At 73.4% G+C, this 20454-nt stretch carries 19 protein-coding genes and 1 pseudogene; 10 read left to right on the top strand and 10 right to left on the bottom strand.

Annotated features, from left to right (window positions below; all coding sequences use genetic code 11):
* Positions 1 to 116 precede the first annotated feature (116 nt).
* From ACZ6C1_RS17525 to ACZ6C1_RS17505, 5 genes are read left to right on the top strand one after another with little or no spacing between them, the layout of a single operon-like run.
* Positions 117 to 2171 (top strand): hypothetical protein, encoded by a 2055-nt coding sequence (locus ACZ6C1_RS17525; protein ID WP_469241872.1) that lies wholly within the window; start codon positions 117 to 119, stop codon positions 2169 to 2171.
* A 39-nt stretch (positions 2172 to 2210) separates the two neighbouring features.
* On the top strand, positions 2211 to 3749 hold the full coding sequence (pelF, locus tag ACZ6C1_RS17520; RefSeq protein ID WP_469241870.1) for a GT4 family glycosyltransferase PelF: 1539 nt from the start codon (positions 2211 to 2213) through the stop codon (positions 3747 to 3749).
* Positions 3749 to 5206 carry a hypothetical protein gene (locus ACZ6C1_RS17515; protein ID WP_469241868.1) on the top strand — a complete coding sequence of 486 codons (1458 nt, stop codon included), beginning with the start codon at positions 3749 to 3751 and terminating at the stop codon, positions 5204 to 5206. The genes pelF and ACZ6C1_RS17515 overlap by 1 nt, the downstream gene beginning before the upstream one ends.
* A 19-nt stretch (positions 5207 to 5225) precedes the next feature.
* A complete protein-coding gene (locus tag ACZ6C1_RS17510; RefSeq protein ID WP_469241866.1) occupies positions 5226 to 5834 on the top strand; it encodes a spherulation-specific family 4 protein in 609 nt (202 codons plus the stop codon).
* Positions 5831 to 6625 (top strand): endo alpha-1,4 polygalactosaminidase, encoded by a 795-nt coding sequence (locus ACZ6C1_RS17505; RefSeq protein ID WP_469241864.1) that lies wholly within the window; start codon positions 5831 to 5833, stop codon positions 6623 to 6625. Before ACZ6C1_RS17510 ends, ACZ6C1_RS17505 begins: the two co-directional genes overlap by 4 nt.
* A 6-nt stretch (positions 6626 to 6631) precedes the next feature.
* Here the strand turns inward: ACZ6C1_RS17505 and ACZ6C1_RS17500 are convergent, their stop codons facing one another.
* From ACZ6C1_RS17500 to ACZ6C1_RS17475, 6 genes and pseudogenes are all read right to left on the bottom strand, one after another.
* Entirely contained in the window at positions 6632 to 6835 is a 204-nt protein-coding gene (locus ACZ6C1_RS17500) for a cold-shock protein (protein WP_073752079.1), read from the bottom strand.
* Positions 6836 to 6898: 63 nt separating this feature from the next.
* Entirely contained in the window at positions 6899 to 7717 is an 819-nt protein-coding gene (locus ACZ6C1_RS17495) for an adenosylcobinamide-GDP ribazoletransferase (RefSeq protein ID WP_469241942.1), read from the bottom strand.
* 741 nt (positions 7718 to 8458) lie between these two features.
* A complete protein-coding gene (locus tag ACZ6C1_RS17490) occupies positions 8459 to 9277 on the bottom strand; it encodes a hypothetical protein (protein WP_469241862.1) in 819 nt (272 codons plus the stop codon).
* Positions 9274 to 9604 (bottom strand): annotated as a pseudogene (locus ACZ6C1_RS17485) (phosphatidylglycerol lysyltransferase domain-containing protein); the annotation flags it as partial. The gene ACZ6C1_RS17490 and the pseudogene ACZ6C1_RS17485, both read right to left, overlap by 4 nt.
* Before the next feature lie 103 nt (positions 9605 to 9707).
* A complete protein-coding gene (gene cobT / locus ACZ6C1_RS17480; protein ID WP_469241940.1) occupies positions 9708 to 10781 on the bottom strand; it encodes a nicotinate-nucleotide--dimethylbenzimidazole phosphoribosyltransferase in 1074 nt (357 codons plus the stop codon).
* A 59-nt stretch (positions 10782 to 10840) separates the two neighbouring features.
* The gene (locus ACZ6C1_RS17475; RefSeq protein ID WP_469241860.1) at positions 10841 to 12040 is read right to left on the bottom strand and encodes a bifunctional adenosylcobinamide kinase/adenosylcobinamide-phosphate guanylyltransferase; all 1200 of its coding nucleotides are present in this window, start codon (positions 12038 to 12040) and stop codon (positions 10841 to 10843) included.
* Positions 12041 to 12120: 80 nt separating this feature from the next.
* On the opposite strand from ACZ6C1_RS17475, the gene ACZ6C1_RS17470 reads away from it, so the two are divergent.
* A complete protein-coding gene (locus ACZ6C1_RS17470; protein ID WP_469241858.1) occupies positions 12121 to 12330 on the top strand; it encodes a hypothetical protein in 210 nt (69 codons plus the stop codon).
* A gap of 167 nt (positions 12331 to 12497) precedes the next feature.
* On the opposite strand, the gene ACZ6C1_RS17465 is transcribed toward ACZ6C1_RS17470, so the two are convergent.
* From ACZ6C1_RS17465 to ACZ6C1_RS17450, 4 genes are all read right to left on the bottom strand, one after another.
* Positions 12498 to 13574: a S1C family serine protease gene (locus ACZ6C1_RS17465; protein ID WP_469241856.1), complete on the bottom strand. Its 1077-nt coding sequence runs from the start codon at positions 13572 to 13574 to the stop codon at positions 12498 to 12500.
* 59 nt (positions 13575 to 13633) lie between these two features.
* Positions 13634 to 15394 (bottom strand): ABC transporter ATP-binding protein, encoded by a 1761-nt coding sequence (locus ACZ6C1_RS17460; protein ID WP_469241854.1) that lies wholly within the window; start codon positions 15392 to 15394, stop codon positions 13634 to 13636.
* Positions 15395 to 15466: 72 nt separating this feature from the next.
* A complete protein-coding gene (locus ACZ6C1_RS17455) occupies positions 15467 to 16264 on the bottom strand; it encodes a class I SAM-dependent methyltransferase (RefSeq protein ID WP_469241938.1) in 798 nt (265 codons plus the stop codon).
* Entirely contained in the window at positions 16261 to 16857 is a 597-nt protein-coding gene (locus ACZ6C1_RS17450) for a DUF3043 domain-containing protein (protein ID WP_469241852.1), read from the bottom strand. The genes ACZ6C1_RS17455 and ACZ6C1_RS17450 overlap by 4 nt, the downstream gene beginning before the upstream one ends.
* 240 nt (positions 16858 to 17097) lie before the next feature.
* Between ACZ6C1_RS17450 and ACZ6C1_RS17445 the strand changes: the two genes are divergently transcribed.
* The 4 genes from ACZ6C1_RS17445 to ACZ6C1_RS17430 all read left to right on the top strand — a co-directional run bounded on the left by ACZ6C1_RS17445 (position 17098) and on the right by ACZ6C1_RS17430 (position 20428).
* A complete protein-coding gene (locus ACZ6C1_RS17445; protein ID WP_469241850.1) occupies positions 17098 to 17904 on the top strand; it encodes a PspA/IM30 family protein in 807 nt (268 codons plus the stop codon).
* A gap of 12 nt (positions 17905 to 17916) precedes the next feature.
* The gene (gene pspAA / locus ACZ6C1_RS17440; protein ID WP_469241848.1) at positions 17917 to 18195 is read left to right on the top strand and encodes a PspA-associated protein PspAA; all 279 of its coding nucleotides are present in this window, start codon (positions 17917 to 17919) and stop codon (positions 18193 to 18195) included.
* A gap of 362 nt (positions 18196 to 18557) precedes the next feature.
* The gene (locus ACZ6C1_RS17435) at positions 18558 to 19742 is read left to right on the top strand and encodes a sensor histidine kinase (RefSeq protein ID WP_469241936.1); all 1185 of its coding nucleotides are present in this window, start codon (positions 18558 to 18560) and stop codon (positions 19740 to 19742) included.
* On the top strand, positions 19739 to 20428 hold the full coding sequence (locus ACZ6C1_RS17430) for a response regulator (protein WP_469241846.1): 690 nt from the start codon (positions 19739 to 19741) through the stop codon (positions 20426 to 20428). Before ACZ6C1_RS17435 ends, ACZ6C1_RS17430 begins: the two co-directional genes overlap by 4 nt.
* Positions 20429 to 20454: the final 26 nt, after the last annotated feature.

Below are 20454 nucleotides of genomic sequence, written 5' to 3'. Positions count from 1 at the left end.
GAGCTGCGTCACACTCCCTGCAATCGCACAGGGGAGCAACGTACCCCTTTGCATCATCTCCACAGATCCTCCCTGTGCCCGCACGCGCGCGGAGGACCCACAAGGGGGGAAGTCATATGCACACATTCGGACTCCGGGGCGGAAGAACGGCGGCGGCGTTGCCGACCGCAACGCTGCTGGCCACCGCACTGCTCGCCACGGCGGTCCCGGCCGGCTCCGCGGCGGCGGCCGAACCCACGCCCCGTGTCGACCTGACCGTGCTGGTCGTGGACGACGGCGGCGGCGCGGTCGGGGCGATCACCTCCGAACTCAAGGGCTCCGGCGTCCCGTACCGGACCGTCCGCCTCACCGACCCCGCACGCCCCGTCATCGACGCCGCGTTCCTCGCCGACACGGTCGACGGGCGGCCCCGCGCCAAGTACCAGGGCGTGGTGCTGCCCGACGAGGCACCGGGAGGCCTGGCGGCCGCGGAGCGCGCCGCGCTCACCGCGTACGAGCAGAAGTACGCCGTGCCCCAGGTCGACGCCTACACCTGGGCCCACCCGGGCGTCGGCCTCGACTACACCAGCGAGGGCGGGCGCTCCGGCGTCCTCGACGGCGTCCGCACCGACCTCACCGCCGCCGGGAAGGCGGGCCCGTTCCGCTACCTCGACGGGCCGCTCACCTTCGAGGACAACGCCCCGGACATCGCGGAGAGCTACGGATACGCGGGCAGGCCCCGCGAAGGCTTCACCAGCTACCTCGACATTCCGGTCGACGGCGGCGGACGCGCCAGCCTCATCGGGCAGTACGCCCACGACGGCCGGCGCGAACTGGTCGTCACCTTCGCCTACAACCAGTACCAGCGGCAGTTCCGGGCCCTCGCCCGCGGCATCGTGGAATGGCTCACCCAGGGCGTCCACCTCGGACAGAACCGCAACTACCTCTCCGTCCACGTCGACGACGTCTTCGCCCCCGACGCCCGCTGGGACACCGAACGCAACTGCACGCCCGGCGACATCGACTGCGTCGGAGGCGGCGGCGAGTCCACCCCGCCGATCCGCATGACCGCGGCCGACGCCCAGCACGCCGCCCAGTGGCAGCGCTCGTCCGGCTTCACCCTCGACATGGTCTACAACGCGGGCTCCGGCGAGGAGTGGAAGACCGAGAACGGCGGCAGCGACCCGCTCACCGCCCAACTCCTCGCCGACCGCGCCCAGTACCGCTGGGTCAACCACACCTACACGCACCCGTTCCTCGGCTGCGTCCAGGACACCTCCACCGTCCCCTGGAGCTGCGCCAAGGACGCGTACGGCAACACCCGCTACATGAGCCGGGCCGAGATCGCCGCCCAGATCCGCAACAACCACACCTGGGCGGTGAACAGGGGCGTCGCCGTGGACCGCGCCGAACTGGTCACCGGCGAGCACTCCGGCCTCAAGACCCTCCCGCAGCAGCCCGCCGACAACCCGAACCTCGCCGGCGCCCTCGCCGACACCGGCGTCAAGTGGATCGCGAGCGACAACTCGCGCGAACCCCAGCAGCGCCCCGTCGGCGCCGCGAAGACCGTCCCGCGCCACCCGATGAACGTGTACTACAACGTCGGCACGGCCGCCGAGATGACCGACGAGTACAACTGGGTCTACACGTCCAAGGAGGACGGGGGCAGCGGCGTCTGCGAGACCAACCCCGCCTCCACCTGCCTCGACGAGCCGCTCGACGTGAACACCGGCTACGCCTCGTACATCGTCCCGCAGGAGGCCCGGATCGCGCTGGGCCACGTCATGGGCAACGACCCGCGCCCGCACTACGTCCACCAGTCGAACCTCGCCGAGGACCGCCTCCTCTACCCCGTCCTGGACAAGATCCTCGCCGACTACCGCGGCCTGTTCGCCGACAACACCCCGATCGTCAACCCCCGCCACCGCGACGCCGGTACGGAGCTGTCCCGCCGTGCCGCCTGGGACAAGGCCCTCGCCGAGGGCAAGGTCACCGCGTACCGCATCGGCAACACCGTCACCGTCAAGGCACCGGCCGGAGTGACCGCCCCCGTCACCGCCCCCGAAGGGACCCGCAAGAACCTGCTGCTCGGCACGGCGGCGTTCGGCACCCCGTACGCCGGAGCCCGCTCGGCCTGGACCACGCCCGAGGTGCTCCAGTCGGCGATCACCCTCACGCTGCCGACCACCTGACGCCCGACGCACGACCACTTCACATCCGGGGGGACACCGATGCCGAGCAGCGGCCGCCATGTCACCATGCTCACCGAAGGCACCTACCCGCACGTCCACGGGGGCGTCAGCACCTGGTGCGACCAGCTCGTCCGCGGCATGCCCGAGGTCGACTTCCACGTCCTGGCACTGACCGGCAGCGGCCGCGAGCCGGTCACCTGGGAGCTGCCGTCCAACGTCTACCGGCACACCTCGTTCCCGCTGTGGGGGCCCGCCCAGGGGCGTGGCCGGCCCCTCATCGGCCGGGAGCGGCGCCGCTTCACCGACACCTACGAACGCTTCCTGCTGTCGATACTCGACCCCTCCGCCGGCTGCGACTTCGCGACGAGCCTGTACGACCTGGCCGCACTGGCCCGGCGCGGCAGACTCTCGGCGGCCCTCCGCTCCGAGTCCGTCCTCCGCTCGCTGATGTGGATATGGACCATGCCGCACCTCAAGACGGCAGCCGCCCGCCCCACCGTCCACGACGCCCTCACCGCCACCGACCTCCTCGAACACGCGCTGCGCCCGCTCGCCGCCCGCATCCCGGCCGACAGCGTCGCCCACGCCGTCTCCAGCGGCCTGGCCACCCTCCCCGCGCTCACCGCCCAGCACTTCGACGGCGTACCGTTCCTCCTCACCGAGCACGGCATCTACCTGCGCGAGCGCTACCTCGGCTACCGCAGCGCCGCCCAGCGCTGGCCCGTCAAGGCCCTGATGCTCGGCTTCTACCGGGAGCTCAACACCCTCGGCTACCGCAAGGCCGACCTCATCACCCCCTGCAACCAGTACAACCGGCGCTGGGAGGAACGCGGCGGCGCCCCCGCCGACCGCATCCGCACCGTCTACAACGGCGTCGACCCGCACGCCTTCCCCCTCGCCGGGCCCGAACCGGACGTGCCCGCCCTCAGTTGGTGCGGCCGCGTCGACCCCATCAAGGACCTGGAGACGCTCATCAGGGCGTACGCCATCGCCCGCGCCGAACTCCCCGAACTGCGGCTGCGGTTGTTCGGCCCCGTCCCGGCCGGCAACGAGGACTACCGGACGAAGCTGGAGAAGCTCGCCGCCGAACTGGGCGTCACCGACGGCATCACCTACGAGGGCCGGGTCTCCGACGTGGCGAGCGCCTACGCGGCGGGCCACCTGGTCATGCTCTCCTCCATCAGCGAAGGGTTCCCCTTCTCCCTCATCGAAGCCATGTCGTGCGGCCGGGCCACCGTCTCCACCGACGTCGGCGGCGTACGGGAGGCGGTCGGCGACACCGGGCTCGTGGTGCCGCCCCGCGAGCCCGCGGTGATGGCCGAGGCCGTCCTCACCCTGCTCCGCGACCACGCGCGCCGCGCCGAACTGGGGCGGCTCGCCCGGCAGCGGGTCGTCGACCAGTTCACCCTGCGCCGCTCCGTCGACGGCTTCCGCCGCATCTACCGGGAACTGGCCGGACACGCCGAGCCCGAGCCGGAGGTCGAGGAGACCCGCGACTGGACCCTCCAGCTCCGGATCGCCGACCCCTGGCGCGAACTCGTCACCGAGGACGACCTCCTCGCCGAGGAGGCGGCCTGATGAGCGGCTCCTTGTGGCTCAAAGAGGAGTCCGCCGGGCTCGACACCCTGCCCGTCGTGCCTCGCCGGCGACCCAGCTGGGCCGCCGCCGACCCCGTCGACGAGCTGACCACCCGGCTCCAGGACGTGATAGCGGCCGCCGTCCACCCCGACGAGATAGCCGCCATCCTCGAATCGGACGGGATGACGGACGACCACATAAGGCTCACCTACGGGCGGGAGAACTCCTTCGCCCTCGCCGAAGACCTCTACGCGCGCGTGGAACGGCGCTTCCCCGAACCGGACGGCCCGCCCACGGACCCCTGGCACACCGGCCTCGGCGGCTGCCTCCTGCGCGGCCTGGTCTTCGCCCTGCCCGGTCTCGCCTACGTCCTCGGCGCCCCGCTCCTGGCCGGTCCGCCCGGTGTCCTCGGCCTGCCCGCCGGAACGGTCCCGCTGCTCGCCGGGGCGGTCACCGGCTGGGTGTGGAACCAGGCCCTGTCCCACCGCGCCTACTCCTGGCTCGGCCTCGGGGACCGCGCGGCCGCCGCGCGGACCCTGCTGCGCGGCGCCCCCGCCGGCGCCCTGATCGGCGCCCTGGTCGCCCTCGCGGCGGCGGCCGGGCCGGGCGAATGGGGCGGCGCCGTGTTCGCCGCGGGCCAGGCGGTCTACCTGGGCGCCGCGACCGTGCTGCTGGTCCTGGACCGGGAGAAGGCGCTGCTGGGCGCACTGGCGCCGCTGATGGCCGGTACCCCCGCCGCGTACCTGCTCGGACTGCCCGACCCCGCACGGGCGGCGCTGCTCGGTACCTCCCTGGCGCTGGCGATCGCCCTCGCCGGACGTGAACTGCTGCCCGGCACCGCGCCCGCGGGTGAGCGGGGAGGGGCCACGCCCCGGCTCGCGGCGTCCGTGCCGTACGGGCTGTTCGGGCTCGGCACCGGCGGCCTCGTCCTGTACGCCGCGATCGGCGACGTCGTCGACGGGGGCCCCGGGGCGTCCGCGGCCGGGCCGACCGCCGTGGCGCTCACCCTGTCCATGGGGCCCGCCGAGTGGCTGCTGCACCGGTTCCGCAGCGAGAGCCTCGCCGGACTGCGGGCCTCCACCAGCTCCCGAGCGTTCCGCCGCGCCACGGCCGCCACGCTCGCGCTGTGCCTCACCGTCTACCTGGCGATCCTGCTGGCCCTCGCCGTGACCGGAACACTGCTGTGGCCGGGCGCGCCGGACATCGGCGGGATCCGCCTCGTGTCGCTGCTCCTGATCGGTACGGTGCTGTGGGCCGCCCTGCTGCTCCAGTCGTTCGGGGCGGTGCTGAGCGCGGCGGTCGTGTGCGGGGCGGCGGCCGGGGCGCAGACGGTGGCGCTGGCGACCGGGACGGGTGACCCCGGGCTGGTCGGGGCGGCCGTGGCCGGGGCGGCCGCGGTGGTGCTGGCCGTGCTGGGCGGGGTCCTGCTCGGGCGGGCGACCGCACACCGTACGTAGACACACGAAGGAAGCACACGTGGACCTGCTGGTGCCCTACTACGAGCACCCCGCCGCCCGACCCGCCGAATGGGACGCGATCATCGCCTCGGCGCCGCTGCTGTTCGGGGTCGTCCTCAACCCGGCGAGCGGCGCCGGCCGGGCGCCCGACCCCGCGTTCGTGACCGTGGCCGACCGGCTGCGCGCGGCGGGGGTGTGCGTCCTCGGCTACACCGACACCGACTACGGCCGCCGGCCGCACGCCGACGTCCTCACCGACCTGGTCCGCCACCGCGACTGGTACGGCGCCGACGGCGCGTTCCTCGACCAGGTGCCGACCGCTCCCGAGGCGGCCCCGCACTACCGGCGCCTGGGCGTGGCGGCCCGCGCGGCCGGGGCGGCGACGGTCGTCCTCAACCACGGGGCCCAGCCCCATCCCGCGTACGACGAACTGGCCGAGCTGCTGGTCACGTTCGAGGGGCCCTGGGACACCTACCGCGGCATGGACCTGCCGGTCGCCGACCACTACTGCCACCTGGTGTACGCCGCCCCGGCGAGTGCACGCCTCTCCACCCGCGTGCAGTGCGCGGTCCCCGGTACCGGGGCACATCCCTGGGGAACCCTCCCGTATCCCCTGGAGTGCCCGTGACCCGCCGCGTTCCGCTCCTCCTCGCCGTCCTGGTGCTCGTGCTGGCCGGCTGCACCAGCACGTCGGACGACGAGCCCGCCCCGCCCCGCAGCGGCCGCTGGCAGCCCACGCCGGGCCAGGAATGGCAGTGGCAGCTCAGCGGCCGCCTCGACACGGGCGTGGACGTGCCGGTGTACGACATCGACGGCTTCGACCACCCGGCCTCCACCGTCGCCGACCTGCACCGGCGCGGCCGCAAGGTGATCTGCTACCTGTCCACCGGCGCGTGGGAGGACTGGCGCCCCGACGCGGCGAAGTTCCCCAGGGCCGTGCTCGGGAAGGGCAACGGCTGGAAGGGCGAGCGGTGGCTCGACATCCGCCGCACGGACGTCCTCGAACCCCTGATGGCCGCCCGCCTCGACATGTGCCGGGACAAGGGCTTCGACGCGGTCGAGCCGGACAACATGGACGGCTACGCCAACACCACCGGGTTTCCCCTGACGGCGGCCGACCAGCTCCGCTACAACCGCCTCGTCGCCCGCCTCGCGCACGAGCGGGGCCTGGCGGTCGGTCTCAAGAACGACCTGGACCAGGTCCCGCACCTGCTCGACGACTTCGACTTCGCGGTCAACGAGCAGTGCGCCGAGTACGACGAATGCGCCGCCCTCAGCCCGTTCGTCGAGGCGGGCAAGGCCGTCTTCCACGTGGAGTACGAGCTGCAGACGCGGGAGTTCTGCCCGGAGGCGAAGCGGCTGCGGATGAGCTCGATACTGAAGCGGTACGAACTGGGCGCCTGGCGCGAGCCCTGCTGACGGCGGTCAGGAAGGGCTGACGTTCTCGGCCTGTGGGCCCTTGGGGCCCTGGGTGACGTCGAACTGAACCTTCTGGCCCTCGTGGAGCTCCCGGTATCCGGTGGAGGCGATGGCCGAGTAGTGCACGAACACGTCGGGGCCGCCGCCGTCCTGCTCGATGAAACCGAAGCCCTTCTCAGGGTTGAACCACTTCACAGTGCCAGTAGCCATGCTGATCGATCTCCTTCTTCCTTCCCCCGCCGACTACCGGGGCCTGCGCGCCTCAAACACCCGTCAGCCGAGAGTCAGGACCACCAGCGCCGCCGTGGCCGCCGTCTCCTCCACCGCGCCGAACACATCGCCCGTCACCCCGCCGAGACGGCGCACACAGCGGGCCAGCAGCCACTGCGCGGCCCCCAGGGCCACCACCACCGCCACGACGTGCCGCAGCGCGTCGTACGGGCCGCCCAGCGCTGCGCCCGCCCCGGCCGCGGCGACCAGGACCGGCACCGTCACCGCCAGTGCCGCCCTCACCGGGACCGTGCCCGCCACCACCGCGCCCAGCCCCTCCGGGCGGGCCGCCGGGACGGCGGGGCGGGAGGCGAGGGTGAGCGCCAGGCGGGCCACCGTGCCACTGAGGACGGCGCCGGCCATTCCGTGGGCCCAGCCGTGCCCCGCGTAGAGCGCGTGCAGCGCGGCCACCTGGGCGAGGAGGACGAACAGCAGCGTGATGACCCCGAACGGCCCGATGTCCGACTGCTTCATGATCCGCAGCGCGTCCTCGGCGGGCTTGTTACTGCCCAGCCCGTCCGCCGTGTCGGCGAGCCCGTCCAGATGCAGACCCCGGGTCAGGACGGCGGGCACGGCGGCCGACGCCACCGCGGCGAGCAGCGGGCCCGCGCCGAGCAGCCAGAACAGACCGCCGGCCGCCGCCGAGGCGAGGCCCACCACCAGGCCGGCGAGCGGCGCCCCCAGCATGCCCGCGCGGGCCGCCTCACGGTCCCAGCGGGTGACCCGGACAGGCAGCACGGTCAGGGTGCCGAAGGCGAAACGTATGCCGTCGACGCTCGTACGGGCGTGGTTACGGGTGCGGGAAGTGGTCACCGCGCGCAGGGTAGTCGGTAGAACGCGCGATCATGGAGCGGGTGGGATGGGTCACTGGTTTTACCGCAACATCGTCGAACCGGGGAAGCTCCCCCTGCTCGTCGCCCTTGCCTCCTTCGTGCTGACCTTTTTGATCACCCGGACCGTCACCCGGCTGATCCGGGCGGGCAAGGGGCCCTTCCGCAACGTCAGACCCGGCGGGATGCACATCCACCACGTGGTGCCCGGCGTCGTCCTCACCCTGATCGGTGGTTTCGGCGGGGTCGCGGTGGGACGGCACGAGGCCGGGGCCATCGCCTGCGCGGTGCTCCTGGGAATGGGCGCGGGGCTCGTCCTCGACGAGTTCGCGCTGATCCTCCACCTCGACGACGTCTACTGGAGCGAGCAGGGCCGCCAGAGCGTGGAGGTCGTGGTCCTCACCACCGCGCTGCTCCTGCTGGTCCTCGGCGGTTTCGCCCCGTTCGGCGTGGACGAGATCACCCCCGAGGAACGGCAGGGCCGCGGCAGCTTCATCCTCACCCTCGTCCTGAACTTCCTCTTCGTGCTCATCGCGCTGTTCAAGGGCAAGTTCCGGATGGCGATCCTCGGCCTGTTCCTGTCGCCCGTCGCGATCTTCGGGGCGCTGCGGCTGGCCCGCCCCGGCTCGTTGTGGGCCCGCCGCTTCTACCGCAACCGGCCCAAGGCCCGCGCCAGGGCCCGGCTGCGGGCCTTCCACCACGACCGGCGCTGGGACGGGGCCAGGCGCCGCTTTCAGGACCTGATCGCCGGCGCCCCCGACCGCGTACTGCCCCTGCGCCACCCGCCGGACGACCGCCCGCCGCCCGTGGAACGCCCGCCGCAGGCGCCTCCCTCGGACGGAGCGCCGGCGTCGCCTCCCCCGGACCGTTCGCCGGGGGTGCCGCCGGACGACCGCCCGCCGCCCGACCGGCGGTGACGCCACGAGCCGGCCGCGCACACCACCAGGACCGCTGCGATCGCCGCCAGGTGCTCCTTGCCCGCGAGGTTGCACTTCACCAGCACCTCGACCACCATCGCCACGACCACCAGGCCGCCCGTGAGCCATGCCCGGTGGCGCCAGCAGATGTACACGGCGAGCCCCACGACCGCCGCCGACGGCCCGGTGTCCACGACCCGCGCGTCCGAGGCGGGCAGTCCCAGCCCCAGCGGCGCGTCGGGGCCGAGCATGATGCCGAGACGCGCGTACATCGTCCCGGCCAGCGTCGCCGCGTAGGCGATCAGCAGGGTCCGTGGCCGGCCCAGGCAGATCTCCGCGAGGCCGAACACCAGCAGGATCTGCGCCAGCGCCCCCCACACCGGCAGGTCGAGCGCCGGGACGAACAGCGACAGCGGCGTCCGCAGCAGCGCCAGCCACAGCGGGTCCTCGGCGCGCACCGAGCCGATGTCCTGGACCGGCCCGTACCCCCAGGGCTGGTTCTGCACCACCTGGAAGACGGCCGTCAGGCTCACCGCGCACAGCGTCATGGTGACCGCCCGCCATCCTCGCGTCGCCAGAGCGGTCCGCACGGCCGTGTACAGCGCCCCCCACTCGCGGCGCGCGAACCGCCTCAACGCCGTCTGCCTTCCGGGTGCCGGTGCGTCGTCCCCCCGGGCAGTCCGGGCGCCTGCGGGGACCCTTCCGCGGGGCCCGCGGCCGGCCCGATGCGCAAGCGGTCGGAACTCTTCTCGAAGAGCATGAATCGCGGCTCCCAGATCGGTCGGTACGTGGCGTCGGCGCGGCACGGCGACTCGATCTGCCACCAGCGGAAGAAGCTCAGCAGGGAGCGCCACAGTCGCAGCACGGGACACCGCCCCGAGCTTCGCGCCACGTTCGAAGACCGACCTGAACACCGGGAAGTTCAGTGAGACCGGCGTGATCCGGATCTCTCCGGCGCGCCGCGGCGGCCCGACGGAACGAACCCCGGCGCCCGGGGCATCACCCGGCCCGGCCGGTCCCCCGGCGGGCCGCCCGCGACCTCCCGGGCGGCCGTGCCGGTGGGCCTCAGTCCTCCTCCGCCGACTGCGTCCGCGGCGGTTCGGCCGGCTTCTCGGGCAGCTCGGCCGCCAACGCCGCGGCCGCCTGGACGAGGGGGAGCGCCAGCAGGGCCCCGGCTCCTTCCCCGACGGTCACGCCGTGGTCGAGCAGCGGGTTGAGCGCCATCCGGTCCAGCGCCTTCGACTGCGCCGGCTCACCGCTCACCTGACCCGCCAGCCACCAGTCCGGTGCTCGGAACGCCGCACGCTGGGCCACCAGCGCGCATGCCGCCGACACCACGCCGTCCAGGATCACCGGCATCCGCCGCACCGCGCTCTGCAACAGGAACCCGGTCATCGCCGCCAGGTCCGCCCCGCCGACCGCCGCCAGCAGCTCCAGCTGGTCGCCCAGCACCGGCCGCGCCCGGCGCAGCGCGTCACGGATCGCCGCGCACTTGCGCATCCACGCCAGGTCGTCGATCCCCGCACCGCCCCGGCCGGTCACCACCGAGGCGTCCGTCCCGCACAGGGCGGCGATCAGCGTCGAGGCGGGCGTCGTGCCGCCGACGCTGAGGTCGCCGAGCACGACCAGGTCGGTGCCCGAGTCGGCCTCCTCGTCGGCGATCGCCATCCCGAGGCGTACGGCCTGCTCGGCCTCCTCGGGGGAGAGGGCGTCCTCGATGTCGATACGGCCGCTGCCGCGGCGCACCCGATGGCGCACCACGTCGGCGGGCAGCAGCTCCGGATCGCAGTCCACCCCGGCGTCGACGACACGCACCGGCACGTTCATCCGCCGCGCCAGCACCGCGACCGGGCTCGCCCCGTCCAGCGCGGCACGCACCAGCTCGTGCGTGCCGCCGGCGGGCCGCCCCGACACGTCCAGCTTCGCCACCCCGTGGTCCCCCGCGAACAGCACCACACGCGGCTGCTCGATCGGCCGCACCGGGACGGCCCCCTGGGCGGCCGACAGCCACTCGCCCAACTCGTCGAGACGCCCCAGCGCGCCCGGCGGCACGGTGAGGCGCTCCCGGCGTTCCTCGGCGTCACGCCGCGTACCGCTGTCGGGGCGCTCGATCAGATCGGAGAAGTCGTCGAGATTCAGCCTGCTCATTCGACGAACAGTACAGGCGCCGCCCCCGCGTTCGCCGGGGTGCCGGAAGGTCACCCGCGCAGCACGAGGGCCTGCCCGGCGACGACGAGGAGCACGTGCTCGCACTCGTCGGCGAACGCCGCGTTCAGCCGCCCGAGCTCGTCACGGAACCGCCTGCTGCCCGCGTCCCCCGGCACGATTCCCGCCCCCACCTCGTTCGTCACCGCGACGACCGTGCGGGAGGTGGCCCGCACCGCCGCCACCAGCTCCGCCACCCGCTCGCCCAGCTCCCGCTCCCCGCTCTTGGCCCAGGTGTCGTCGTCCCAGGCACCGACCCGGTCCATCGCGTCGGTCAGCCACAGCGACAGGCAGTCGATCAGCAGCGGTGGCCCGTCCTGGGCCAGCAGGGGAGCCAGTTCGCAGGTCTCCTCCGTACGCCACGAGCCCGGCCGCCGGTCGCGGTGGGCGGTCACCCGGGCCGCCCACTCGGTGTCGCCGTCTCGAGAGCCGCCCGTCGCGACGTACACCACCTCCGGGAACGCCTCCAGGCGCCGCTCGGCCTCCAGGGACTTGCCCGACCGCGCCCCGCCGGTCACCAGCGTGCGCCGGGGCACGTCGGGCACTTCGTGGTACTCGCCCACGATCAGCGTCGTCCCGTCCGGAACCGCCCGCGCCCCCGCCGCGGCGAGCCGCCGGTCCAGCTCCCGCGGCGACGGCACGTCGTGGTCCAGGTGCACCGCGACCACGTCCGTCGCCGGCCCCACGGCCCCGGCCGCCCGCAGGCGTGCCAGCCCGTCCGGCCGGGCGACGACGTCGGCGAGGACCATGTCGTAGGGCCGCCGTACCCCGGCGACCCCGGCCGGGGCGCCGCCCGGCGGCAGGTACAGCAGGCGCAGCCCCTCCGGCGACGTCACCTCGTAGCCGGTCCCGGGCGAGTCCATGGGCACGGCCCGGACCCGGTGCCCGCTGATCAGCGTCAGCTCCCGCCCGTCCGGGACCCGCCCCGCCGCCGGCAGCCCGGCGGGCAGCTCAAGGGCCGGCCCGTCGTGCGGATGGGTGAGCAGCACCTGCCGTACGCCGGTCAAGGAGTGCCCCGCCCGCGCGGCCGCCAGTGCGGCTCCGGGCGTCAGGTCGAGCAGCAGCGCCCCGTCCACGAGCAGCGCGGTGGCGGCACGCGCCCGGGTGCCGCGGGCGGCGGCGCAGGCGGCGCAGGGGCAGTCGGGGCGGGGCAGGCCCTCGGGGGCGCCGGTACCGAGCAGAGTCACTTCCACGGGACGATCCTCCCGCGTCCCCGCGCGGGGTGCGCGCCCGGCTACGCTGCGGGCAGGAAACCGATCATCTGGAGGCCCACATGGCATGGACGTGGCGGTTCGAGGGGTCTGACGGAGCGGAGGTCGCACCGGCGGTCGAGCCCGAGGAGTTCACGACCCAGGGAGACGCGGAGTCCTGGATCGGCGAGGTCTGGAAGGAGCTCCTGGAGGGCGGTGCCGAACAGGTGACGCTCTTCGACGACGGTTCGGAGATCTACCGGATGAGCCTCCGCGCCGCGGCAGACGCGTGACCGAGTCTTGACGGGCCGGCCCCGCCCCGGAAGGGGCGGGGCCGTTCATGGGCGGGGACTGTGTTCTCGGGAGTCACCTTGCCGTGCCTCGGCTCGCCACGACGGACCGGCCTCCAGTACGACGCGCAGATTCCGGCCGGTCATGGCTTGCATGGCGCCCACGTCACTCAGATCTCGCCCAGCGTGACCCGTGCCGTCGCCGAGCGACCGCCGCGGGTGTACGTCACCGTCACCTGGTCGCCCGGTTTCGCCGACGCCAGGGCCTCCAGCAGGGAGGTCATCGTGGTGATCCGCTCGTCGTCCAGTTTGGTGATGATGTCGCCCGCCCTCAGGCCCGCGTCCGCCGCCGCGCCGCCGGGCGAGACCTCCACGATGGCGACGCCGCCCGGCTGGTAGTCGTCGGTCAGGACCGTGCGGCCGGTGATGTTCAGGGCCGCCCGGCCCGAGTCGGTGACCCGGCCCGTCCGGACGATCTGGTCGGCGACCGTCCGCACCATCGATGCGGGGATGGCGAAGCCGATGCCCGGCGCCGCGCTGCCGCCCAGCTCCGGGTCCGCCGCCGCCAGCGTCGGGATGCCGATGACCTCGCTGTCCAGATTGACCAGCGCGCCCCCGCTGTTGCCCGGGTTGATCGCCGCGGACGTCTGGACCATGTTGCCGATCGTCGCACCCGTACCGCCGCCCGACCGGCTCTCGCTGACGGTCCGTCCGGTCGCGGACACGATGCCCTGGGTGACGCTGCCGGACAGGCCGAGCGGTGAGCCCATGGCCAGCACGATCTGGCCCACCTCCACCTTCGACGAGTCGCCGAACGTCGCCGGTTTCAGCCCGTCGGGGCGGCGGTCCAGCTTGATCACGGCCAGGTCCTGCTCCGGGTAGCTGGAGACCAGCTTGGCCGTCAGCGACTCCTCACCCGTCGCGATGGTGACCCTGAACGTCCTCTCCCGCCCCACCACGTGCGCGTTGGTCACGATGTGCCCCTGCTCGTCGTAGACGACGCCGGAGCCCAGACCCGTCCGGGCCTCGATCTGCACGACCGACGGCAGTACGTCCCTGATGGCGTTGCGGTAGTCGTCCTCCAGCTCGGCCGCCCGGCCGGCCTCCGGCGCCGCCGCCCGGGCCGTGGCCGCCCGCGGCTCGGCGGCCGGCCTGCCCGTGGGCGGCAGGCCGGCCGAACAGCCGCCCACCAGGGCGGCCGCGCAGACCACGGAGGTCAGGGGCGCGAGCACACGAAGGACATCCATGTCCGGAGTATCCCTTTCGCCCTGCTCGTGCGGCGCCCGCTGCGCACCCGATCAGGGGGTCACCCCGCGGTGGCCGTGAGGAACTGGGTCGCCGCCAGCTCCCCGTACAGGGGATCGGCCGCCACCAGCTCCGCATGGGTGCCCACCGCCCGTACCCGCCCCGCCTCCATGACGACGATCCGGTCCGCGAGCGTCACGGTCGACAGCCGGTGCGCCACCACCAGGACCGTCACCTCCCGGGCGACCTCCGCCACCACGTCCCGCAGCGCCAGCTCGTTGACGGCGTCGAGCTGCGAGGTCGCCTCGTCGAGCAGCAGCAACCGGGGCTTGCGCAGCAGCGCCCGCGCGATGGCCACCCGCTGCCGCTCACCGCCCGACAGCTTGGAGCCGCGGTGCCCGACCAGGGTTTCCAGCCCGTCCGGCAGCCGGTCCACCAGCGCGTCCAGCCGTGCCCGCACCAGCACCTCGCGGAGCTCCTCCTCCGTCGCCCCCGGCGCGGCGAAGCACAGGTTCTCGCGCAGCGTCCCGGCCAGTACCGGGGCGTCCTGCTCCACGTAGCCGATGGCCGCGCGCAGTTCGGCCAGAGGCCAGTCCCGTACGTCCCTGCCGTCCACCAGGACCCGGCCGCCGGTCGCCTCGTAGAACCGCTCGACCAGACCGAACACCGTCGTCTTGCCCGCGCCCGACGGTCCCACGAACGCCGTCATGCCGGCGCCCGGCACCTCGAAGGAGACGCCGTGGTGGACGTACGGAAGGTCGTCCCGGTAGCGGAAGGTGACGTCCTCGAAGGTGACGGTCGCGGGCGGGCCGCCCCGGGCGGCGCCGGACGGGCCGGGGCTCTCCGCCGCCAGCCGTTCGGCCTCCTCGATGCGGGCCACGGCCGCCGAACCGACCTGGTACTCGGTCGCCGCCGACACCAGCTTGGAGATCGGCTCGGTCAGGTAGAAGAGGTAGAGCAGGAAGGCGACCAGGTCCGCCACCGAGATCGCGCCCGACGCCACCCGCGCCCCGCCGATGCCCAGCACCGCCAGGAACGACACCTGGACGGCCAGCCCCACCGACGACCCGGACACCGCCTGCCACTTCGCCGACCTCAGCCCCTGCCGCCACGCCTCCTCGGCCGCGGCCTCCACGACCGCCGCCTCGCGCTCCTCCGCGCCCGACGCCTTCACCGTGCGGAACGCGCCGAACACCCGCTCCAGCCGGGTCGATATCTCCGCGACCGCCTCCTGGGAGCGCCGGGTCGCCCGGGAGATCTGCGGCATCACCAGCGCCATGGCGCCACCGATCAGCACGATCACGCCCAGCGTCACCCCGAGGAGGACGACGTCCATCACGGCCATCATCACGAGCGTGGCGAGGAACGCGAGACCGCCCGTCACGGCCGACACGATCGAGTCGGTCGTCACCGCGCGCAGCAGGGTCGTGTCGGAGGTGATCCGCGACATCAGGTCGCCCGGCTGGGTCCGCTCCACCTCCGGCAGCCGCAGCCGCAGCAGCCGGCCGATCAGGGTGCGGCGGGCGGCGAGCACCACGGACTCGGCGGTCCGCTCCAGGACGTACGCGCCGACCGACTCGATCGCGGTCCCGAGCACCACCAGCGCGGTGAGCGCCAGAAGCACCTGGCCGACGGGCTGGTCCTGGCCGAGGCGCTCCACCAGTTCCTTGGCCGCGAGGGGCTGGAGTATCCCGGTGCCCGCACCGATCAGGGCCAGGAGGGTGCCGAACGCGACGGTCCAGCGGTGCGGCCGGAAGTGCCGGTACAGGGCCCGCCAGGTCTCGCGGGCGGGCAGCTTGGGCGTGTTGTCCGTTTCCGTCATGCTCACGTCGCTCACGTCGGAGGAAGACGCGAGAACCCCCCGATCACCTGACCCCGCCGACGGCCCCCGCCGTCAGCCCCGTACGCCGCACAGGTGCAGCAGTGCCGCGACCCGGCGGTAGGGCTCCGTGCGCCCCGCCCGGTCCTCCGCCGCCAGGAGCCGCTCCAGCTCCTCGGCCGCGGGCAGCCCCTCCTCGTTCGGTACCAGGTCGGTGAAGACCCGCACCCCGTACCAGGCCTGCAGCGGCGCGGCGATCCCCGCCAGCGTCGCGGTCAGGGTCTCCAGCCGGTCGGCCCGCACCGGCAGTCCCAGCCTGTTGACGTACGTGTCGGACTCGAACGCCGCCAGCGTCCCCGACCAGTCCCCGGCCAGGCCGGGCCGCATGGCCAGCGCGTCCGCGTTCCGCACCAGCAGGGACAGCAGACCGCCCGGCGCGAGCATCCGGGCGAGCCCCGCCAGCATGGCGTCCGGCTCCTCGACGTACATCAGCACGCCGTGGCACAGCACCACGTCGAAGCTGCCGGGCAGGAAGTGCACACCGGTCTCCCGGCCGTCCCCCTCGATCAGCCGGACCCGCTCCCGGATGCCGGCCGGCTCGGACGCCAGCGCCTCACGGGCCGCTCTGAGCATCTCGGGGTCGGACTCCAGGCCCGTGATGGTGTGCCCGGCCCGGGCCAGCCGCAGAGCCTGAGTGCCCTGGCCCATGCCGACGTCGAGGATCCGCAGCCGCTGTCCCACCGGGTAGCGGGCGGCTATCTGCTCGTCCAGCTGGCGTGCGACGAGCTCTTGACGGACCGTGTTGCGCAGTCCGCCGAGCCCGTCCAGCCAGTTCCCCGATGCGCCTCCGAAACCGGAGACCAAAGTGCTCAGGGCCGCTCTCCACGCTTGACCTGCGGCTTGGGCAGCCGCAGTCGGCGCAGCTGGAGCGTACGCATCAGGCCGTACGCCACGGCGCCGCGCTTCGGCTCGTCCGGGAAGCGGGTGTTGAGCTGCTTCTTGAGCCGGAGCCAGATGCCGATCGAGTCCACGATGATCAGGGCGATCACCGCGAGCCACAGCAGCAGGGCGATGTTCTTGAGCTGCGTGTTGGGCAGGCTGGACAGGATCAGGATCACGACCGCCAGCGGCAGGAAGAACTCGGCGACGCAGAAGCGCGAGTCCACGAAGTCGCGGACGTAACGGCGGACCGGACCCTGGTCGCGGGCCGGCAGATAACGCTCGTCACCACTGGCGAGCGCCTGGCGCTGCCTGGCCAGGTCCGCACGGCGCGCCTCGCGCTGGCGGCGCATGGCCTCCTTGCGGTCGGTCGGCACGGTCTGGGCACGGCGACGCTGGGTCTGGGCCTCACTCCGCTTCGGGGTCGGGCGGCCCTTGGGGGCCTGGGGGTCGCGGGGCTGCTTGGAGAGGTCCGCCGTCACCTTGTCGGTGGGGGCCTTCTCTTCCTTCGAACGGCTACGGAACACAAAGCCCAAGGGTACGGGGTACGCCGCGGGGACCCCACCCCCGCGGGGAACGATCCGGCAACGGCCCGCGTCCCCGTAGAGGGATCCCTACTCCTTGCGCCGGACCGGAGGCGGCCGCAGTCGTCCTTGGGGATGAGCGCATCCGCGCCCGAACAGTGCGGTAATGGATGTGGGGCCCGTACTGTGGGTTCTGTTGGAGTGCTGGAGCCGAAGTCCGTCAGAAGGGGGCGCGCGAAGCCCATGAGCGGTGTCATGAAGCGTATGGGGATGATCTTCCGCGCGAAGGCAAACAAGGCCCTTGACCGGGCCGAGGATCCGCGCGAGACCCTTGATTACTCGTACCAGAAGCAGCTGGAGCTGCTCCAGAAGGTGCGCCGCGGCGTCGCCGACGTGGCCACCTCGCGCAAGCGCCTGGAACTGCAGCTGAACCAGCTCCAGAGCCAGTCCGCGAAGCTGGAGGACCAGGGCCGCAAGGCGCTCGCACTCGGCCGGGAGGACCTGGCGCGCGAGGCGCTCTCCCGCCGGGCCGCGCTCCAGCAGCAGGTCACGGACCTGGAGACGCAGCACCAGACCCTCCAAGGCGAGGAGGAGAAGCTGACGCTCGCCGCGCAGCGCCTCCAGGCCAAGGTCGACGCCTTCCGTACGAAGAAGGAGACGATCAAGGCCACCTACACCGCCGCCCAGGCACAGACCCGCATCGCCGAGTCGTTCTCGGGCATCTCGGAGGAGATGAGCGACGTCGGCGTCGCCATCCAGCGCGCCGAGGACAAGACCGCGCAGCTCCAGGCGAGGGCCGGCGCGATCGACGAGCTGCTGGCGTCCGGGGCGCTGGACGACCAGTCGGGCCTCCAGAAGGACGACATCCAGGCCGAGCTGGACCGCCTGTCGGGCGGCACGGACGTCGAGCTGGAGCTCCAGCGGATGAAGGCCGAGCTGGCCGGGGGCACCACCTCGCAGCAGGCCCTGGAGGGCGGCGCGGGCACCCCGCAGGACCAGGCCCAGCAGCAGTCGCAGTCGCAGTCCCAGACCCGGTTCGACAAGAGCTAAGGACGACGCGTCATGATCGTCAGGATCATGGGGGAGGGCCAGGTGAGGCTGGCCGACAGCCACTTCGCCGAGCTCAACAAGCTGGACGACGAACTGCTCGCGGAAATGGAGGGCGGCGACGGCGAAGGCTTCCGCCGCACGCTCCACGCCCTGCTGGACACGGTGCGCCAGCTGGGCGAGCCGCTGCCGGACGACGCGCTCGAACCCTCCGAACTGATCCTTCCGGCACCGGACGCGACGCTCGAAGAGGTCCGCGCCATGCTCTCCGACGACGGCCTCATCCCCGGCTGACACCCCCGGTGGGCGGACCGCCCACTCCAACACCCTCGTGCCCGGCGCCGGGACCCTCGCGCTCCGGCCCGGGCCTCCGGGTTTTTGTCCGCCGGGTGCCACCCTGGTGGGCTTGCCCCCTACGCGGTGCGGTGCCTGCCCGGTGGTGGTGGGGCGGGCCCCTCCGAACTCACCTTCTCGGGGCCGGCGGCCCCGGGCGCCGGGAGAGGAAGCCCGCCCGTCGCAGCCAACCCCTGCGGGGGGCCCGGCACGGCCCCACCCCGGGTCGGATCCCCGGTGCGAGCCGGTGGGTGGTTGGGCAGGCCGTACCGTTTTCCTCCGTGACCAACCTCGGAGAACGGCTCGCGCGCGGGCGGGGCTGGATGCGGGAGCATCCCCTCGCGTTCGACGGCGTCCTGGCCCTCGGCGTGCTCGTGTGCATGGTCGCCGGTTCGTTCGTCGACCGGCACGGCGGGCCGCACGGCGGGCCCGACTTCGGGGGGCGGACCCCCGGTGCGAGCAGCGTGCTGCTCATGCTGATCGGGGCCGCCGCCCTGGTCCCTCGGCGCCGCAATCCGCTGGGCGTCCTGCTGGTCACCGGCTCCGTCACGCTCCTGGAGCACGTCGCCGAGGATCCCCCCGCCCCGGTCGCCATGAGCGCCGTCGTCGCGCTGTACACCGTCGCCTCGCGCACCGACCGCCCCACCACCTGGCGGGTCGGCCTGCTGACGATGACGGTGCTGACGGGCGCCGCGATGCTGTGCGGCTCCGCACCCTGGTACAGCCAGGAGAACCTGGGCGTCTTCGCGTGGACCGGCATGGCCGCCGCAGCCGGGGACGCCGTCCGCAGCCGCCGTGCCTTCGTCGACGCCATTCGCGAGCGCGCCGAACGCGCCGAGCGCACCCGCGAGGAGGAGGCGCGCCGCCGGGTCGCCGAGGAGCGGCTGCGCATCGCCCGGGACCTGCACGACGTCGTCGCCCACCACATCGCGCTGGTCAACGTCCAGGCCGGCGTCGCCGCCCACGTCATGGACAAGCGCCCCGACCAGGCCAAGGAGGCCCTCGCGCACGTCCGCGAGGCCAGCCGCTCCGCCCTCAACGAGCTGCGCGCCACCGTCGGTCTGCTCCGCCAGTCCGGCGACCCCGAGGCGCCCACCGAACCGGCCCCGGGCCTCGCCGTCCTCGACGAGCTGCTCGACACCTTCCGCCACGCCGGCCTCCCGGTGGAGCTGGCCCGCACCGACCAGGGCACCCCACTCCCGGCGGCCGTCGACCTGGCCGCGTACCGGATCATCCAGGAGGCGCTGACCAACGTGCGCAAGCACGCGGGCCCGGACGCCAAGGCCGAGGTGAGCGTCGTCCGGGTGGGCCGGACCGTCGAGGTGACGGTCCTCGACAACGGCGTACCCACCGAGAAGACCGACGACAGCGGCGGCCACGGTCTCATCGGCATGCGTGAGCGCGTCACCGCACTCGGCGGCGCCCTCACCGCGGGCCCCCGCTACGGAGGGGGCTTCCGCGTCCAGGCGATACTTCCCCTCACGGCACGTACAGGGGAGGCCACATGACCATCAGGGTGCTGCTCGCCGACGACCAGGCGCTGCTGCGCAGCGCGTTCAAGGTGCTCGTCGACTCCGAGCCGGACATGGAGGTCGTGGGAGAGGCGGCCGACGGTGCCGAGGCCGTCGCCCTCGCGCGTTCGCGGCGGGCCGACGTCGTGCTGATGGACATCCGCATGCCCGGTACGGACGGCCTCGCCGCCACCCGCCTGATCAGCGCGGACCCCGACCTGGCCGGTGTACGCGTCGTCATGCTGACCACCTTCGAGGTGGACGAGTACGTGGTGCAGTCGTTGCGCGCCGGGGCGTCCGGCTTCCTCGGCAAGGGCGCGGAACCGGACGAACTGCTGAACGCCATCCGGATCGCCGCCGCCGGCGAGGCGCTGCTGTCGCCGGTCGCCACCAAGGGGCTGATCGCCAAGTTCCTCGCTCAGGGCGGCAGCTCGGACGCCGCCCGCCCGGACGGGGAGGGTTACTCGGAGCGGCTCGCCGCCCTCACCGTGCGCGAACGGGAGGTCCTCGTCCTCGTCGCGGGCGGACACTCCAACGACCGGATCGCCGAGCGGCTGGAGGTCAGTCCGCTGACCGTCAAGACCCATGTCAACCGGGCCATGGCGAAGCTCGGCGCCCGCGACCGGGCGCAGCTCGTGGTCACGGCCTACGAGTCGGGGTTGGTACGTCCCAGGGTGGAGTGAGCGCGCACGCCCGAGTACTCCGTTCG

Source organism: Streptomyces sp. NPDC041796 (assembly GCF_055590785.1).
The sequence above is the reverse complement of the archived record's forward strand: the minus strand, read 5'-3'. Positions and strand labels throughout refer to the sequence as shown.

Coding starts and splice junctions, on each gene's coding strand:
- ACZ6C1_RS17525 (WP_469241872.1), top strand. CDS start 117: ATGCACACATTCGGACTCCGGGGCGGAAGAACGGCGGCGGCGTTGCCG.
- pelF (WP_469241870.1), top strand. CDS start 2,211: ATGCCGAGCAGCGGCCGCCATGTCACCATGCTCACCGAAGGCACCTAC.
- ACZ6C1_RS17515 (WP_469241868.1), top strand. CDS start 3,749: ATGAGCGGCTCCTTGTGGCTCAAAGAGGAGTCCGCCGGGCTCGACACC.
- ACZ6C1_RS17500 (WP_073752079.1), bottom strand. CDS start 6,835: ATGGCTACTGGCACTGTGAAGTGGTTCAACCCTGAGAAGGGCTTCGGT.
- ACZ6C1_RS17470 (WP_469241858.1), top strand. CDS start 12,121: ATGGCATGGACGTGGCGGTTCGAGGGGTCTGACGGAGCGGAGGTCGCA.
- ACZ6C1_RS17465 (WP_469241856.1), bottom strand. CDS start 13,574: ATGGATGTCCTTCGTGTGCTCGCGCCCCTGACCTCCGTGGTCTGCGCG.
- ACZ6C1_RS17460 (WP_469241854.1), bottom strand. CDS start 15,394: ATGACGGAAACGGACAACACGCCCAAGCTGCCCGCCCGCGAGACCTGG.
- ACZ6C1_RS17445 (WP_469241850.1), top strand. CDS start 17,098: ATGAGCGGTGTCATGAAGCGTATGGGGATGATCTTCCGCGCGAAGGCA.
- pspAA (WP_469241848.1), top strand. CDS start 17,917: ATGATCGTCAGGATCATGGGGGAGGGCCAGGTGAGGCTGGCCGACAGC.
- ACZ6C1_RS17435 (WP_469241936.1), top strand. CDS start 18,558: ATGCGGGAGCATCCCCTCGCGTTCGACGGCGTCCTGGCCCTCGGCGTG.
- ACZ6C1_RS17430 (WP_469241846.1), top strand. CDS start 19,739: ATGACCATCAGGGTGCTGCTCGCCGACGACCAGGCGCTGCTGCGCAGC.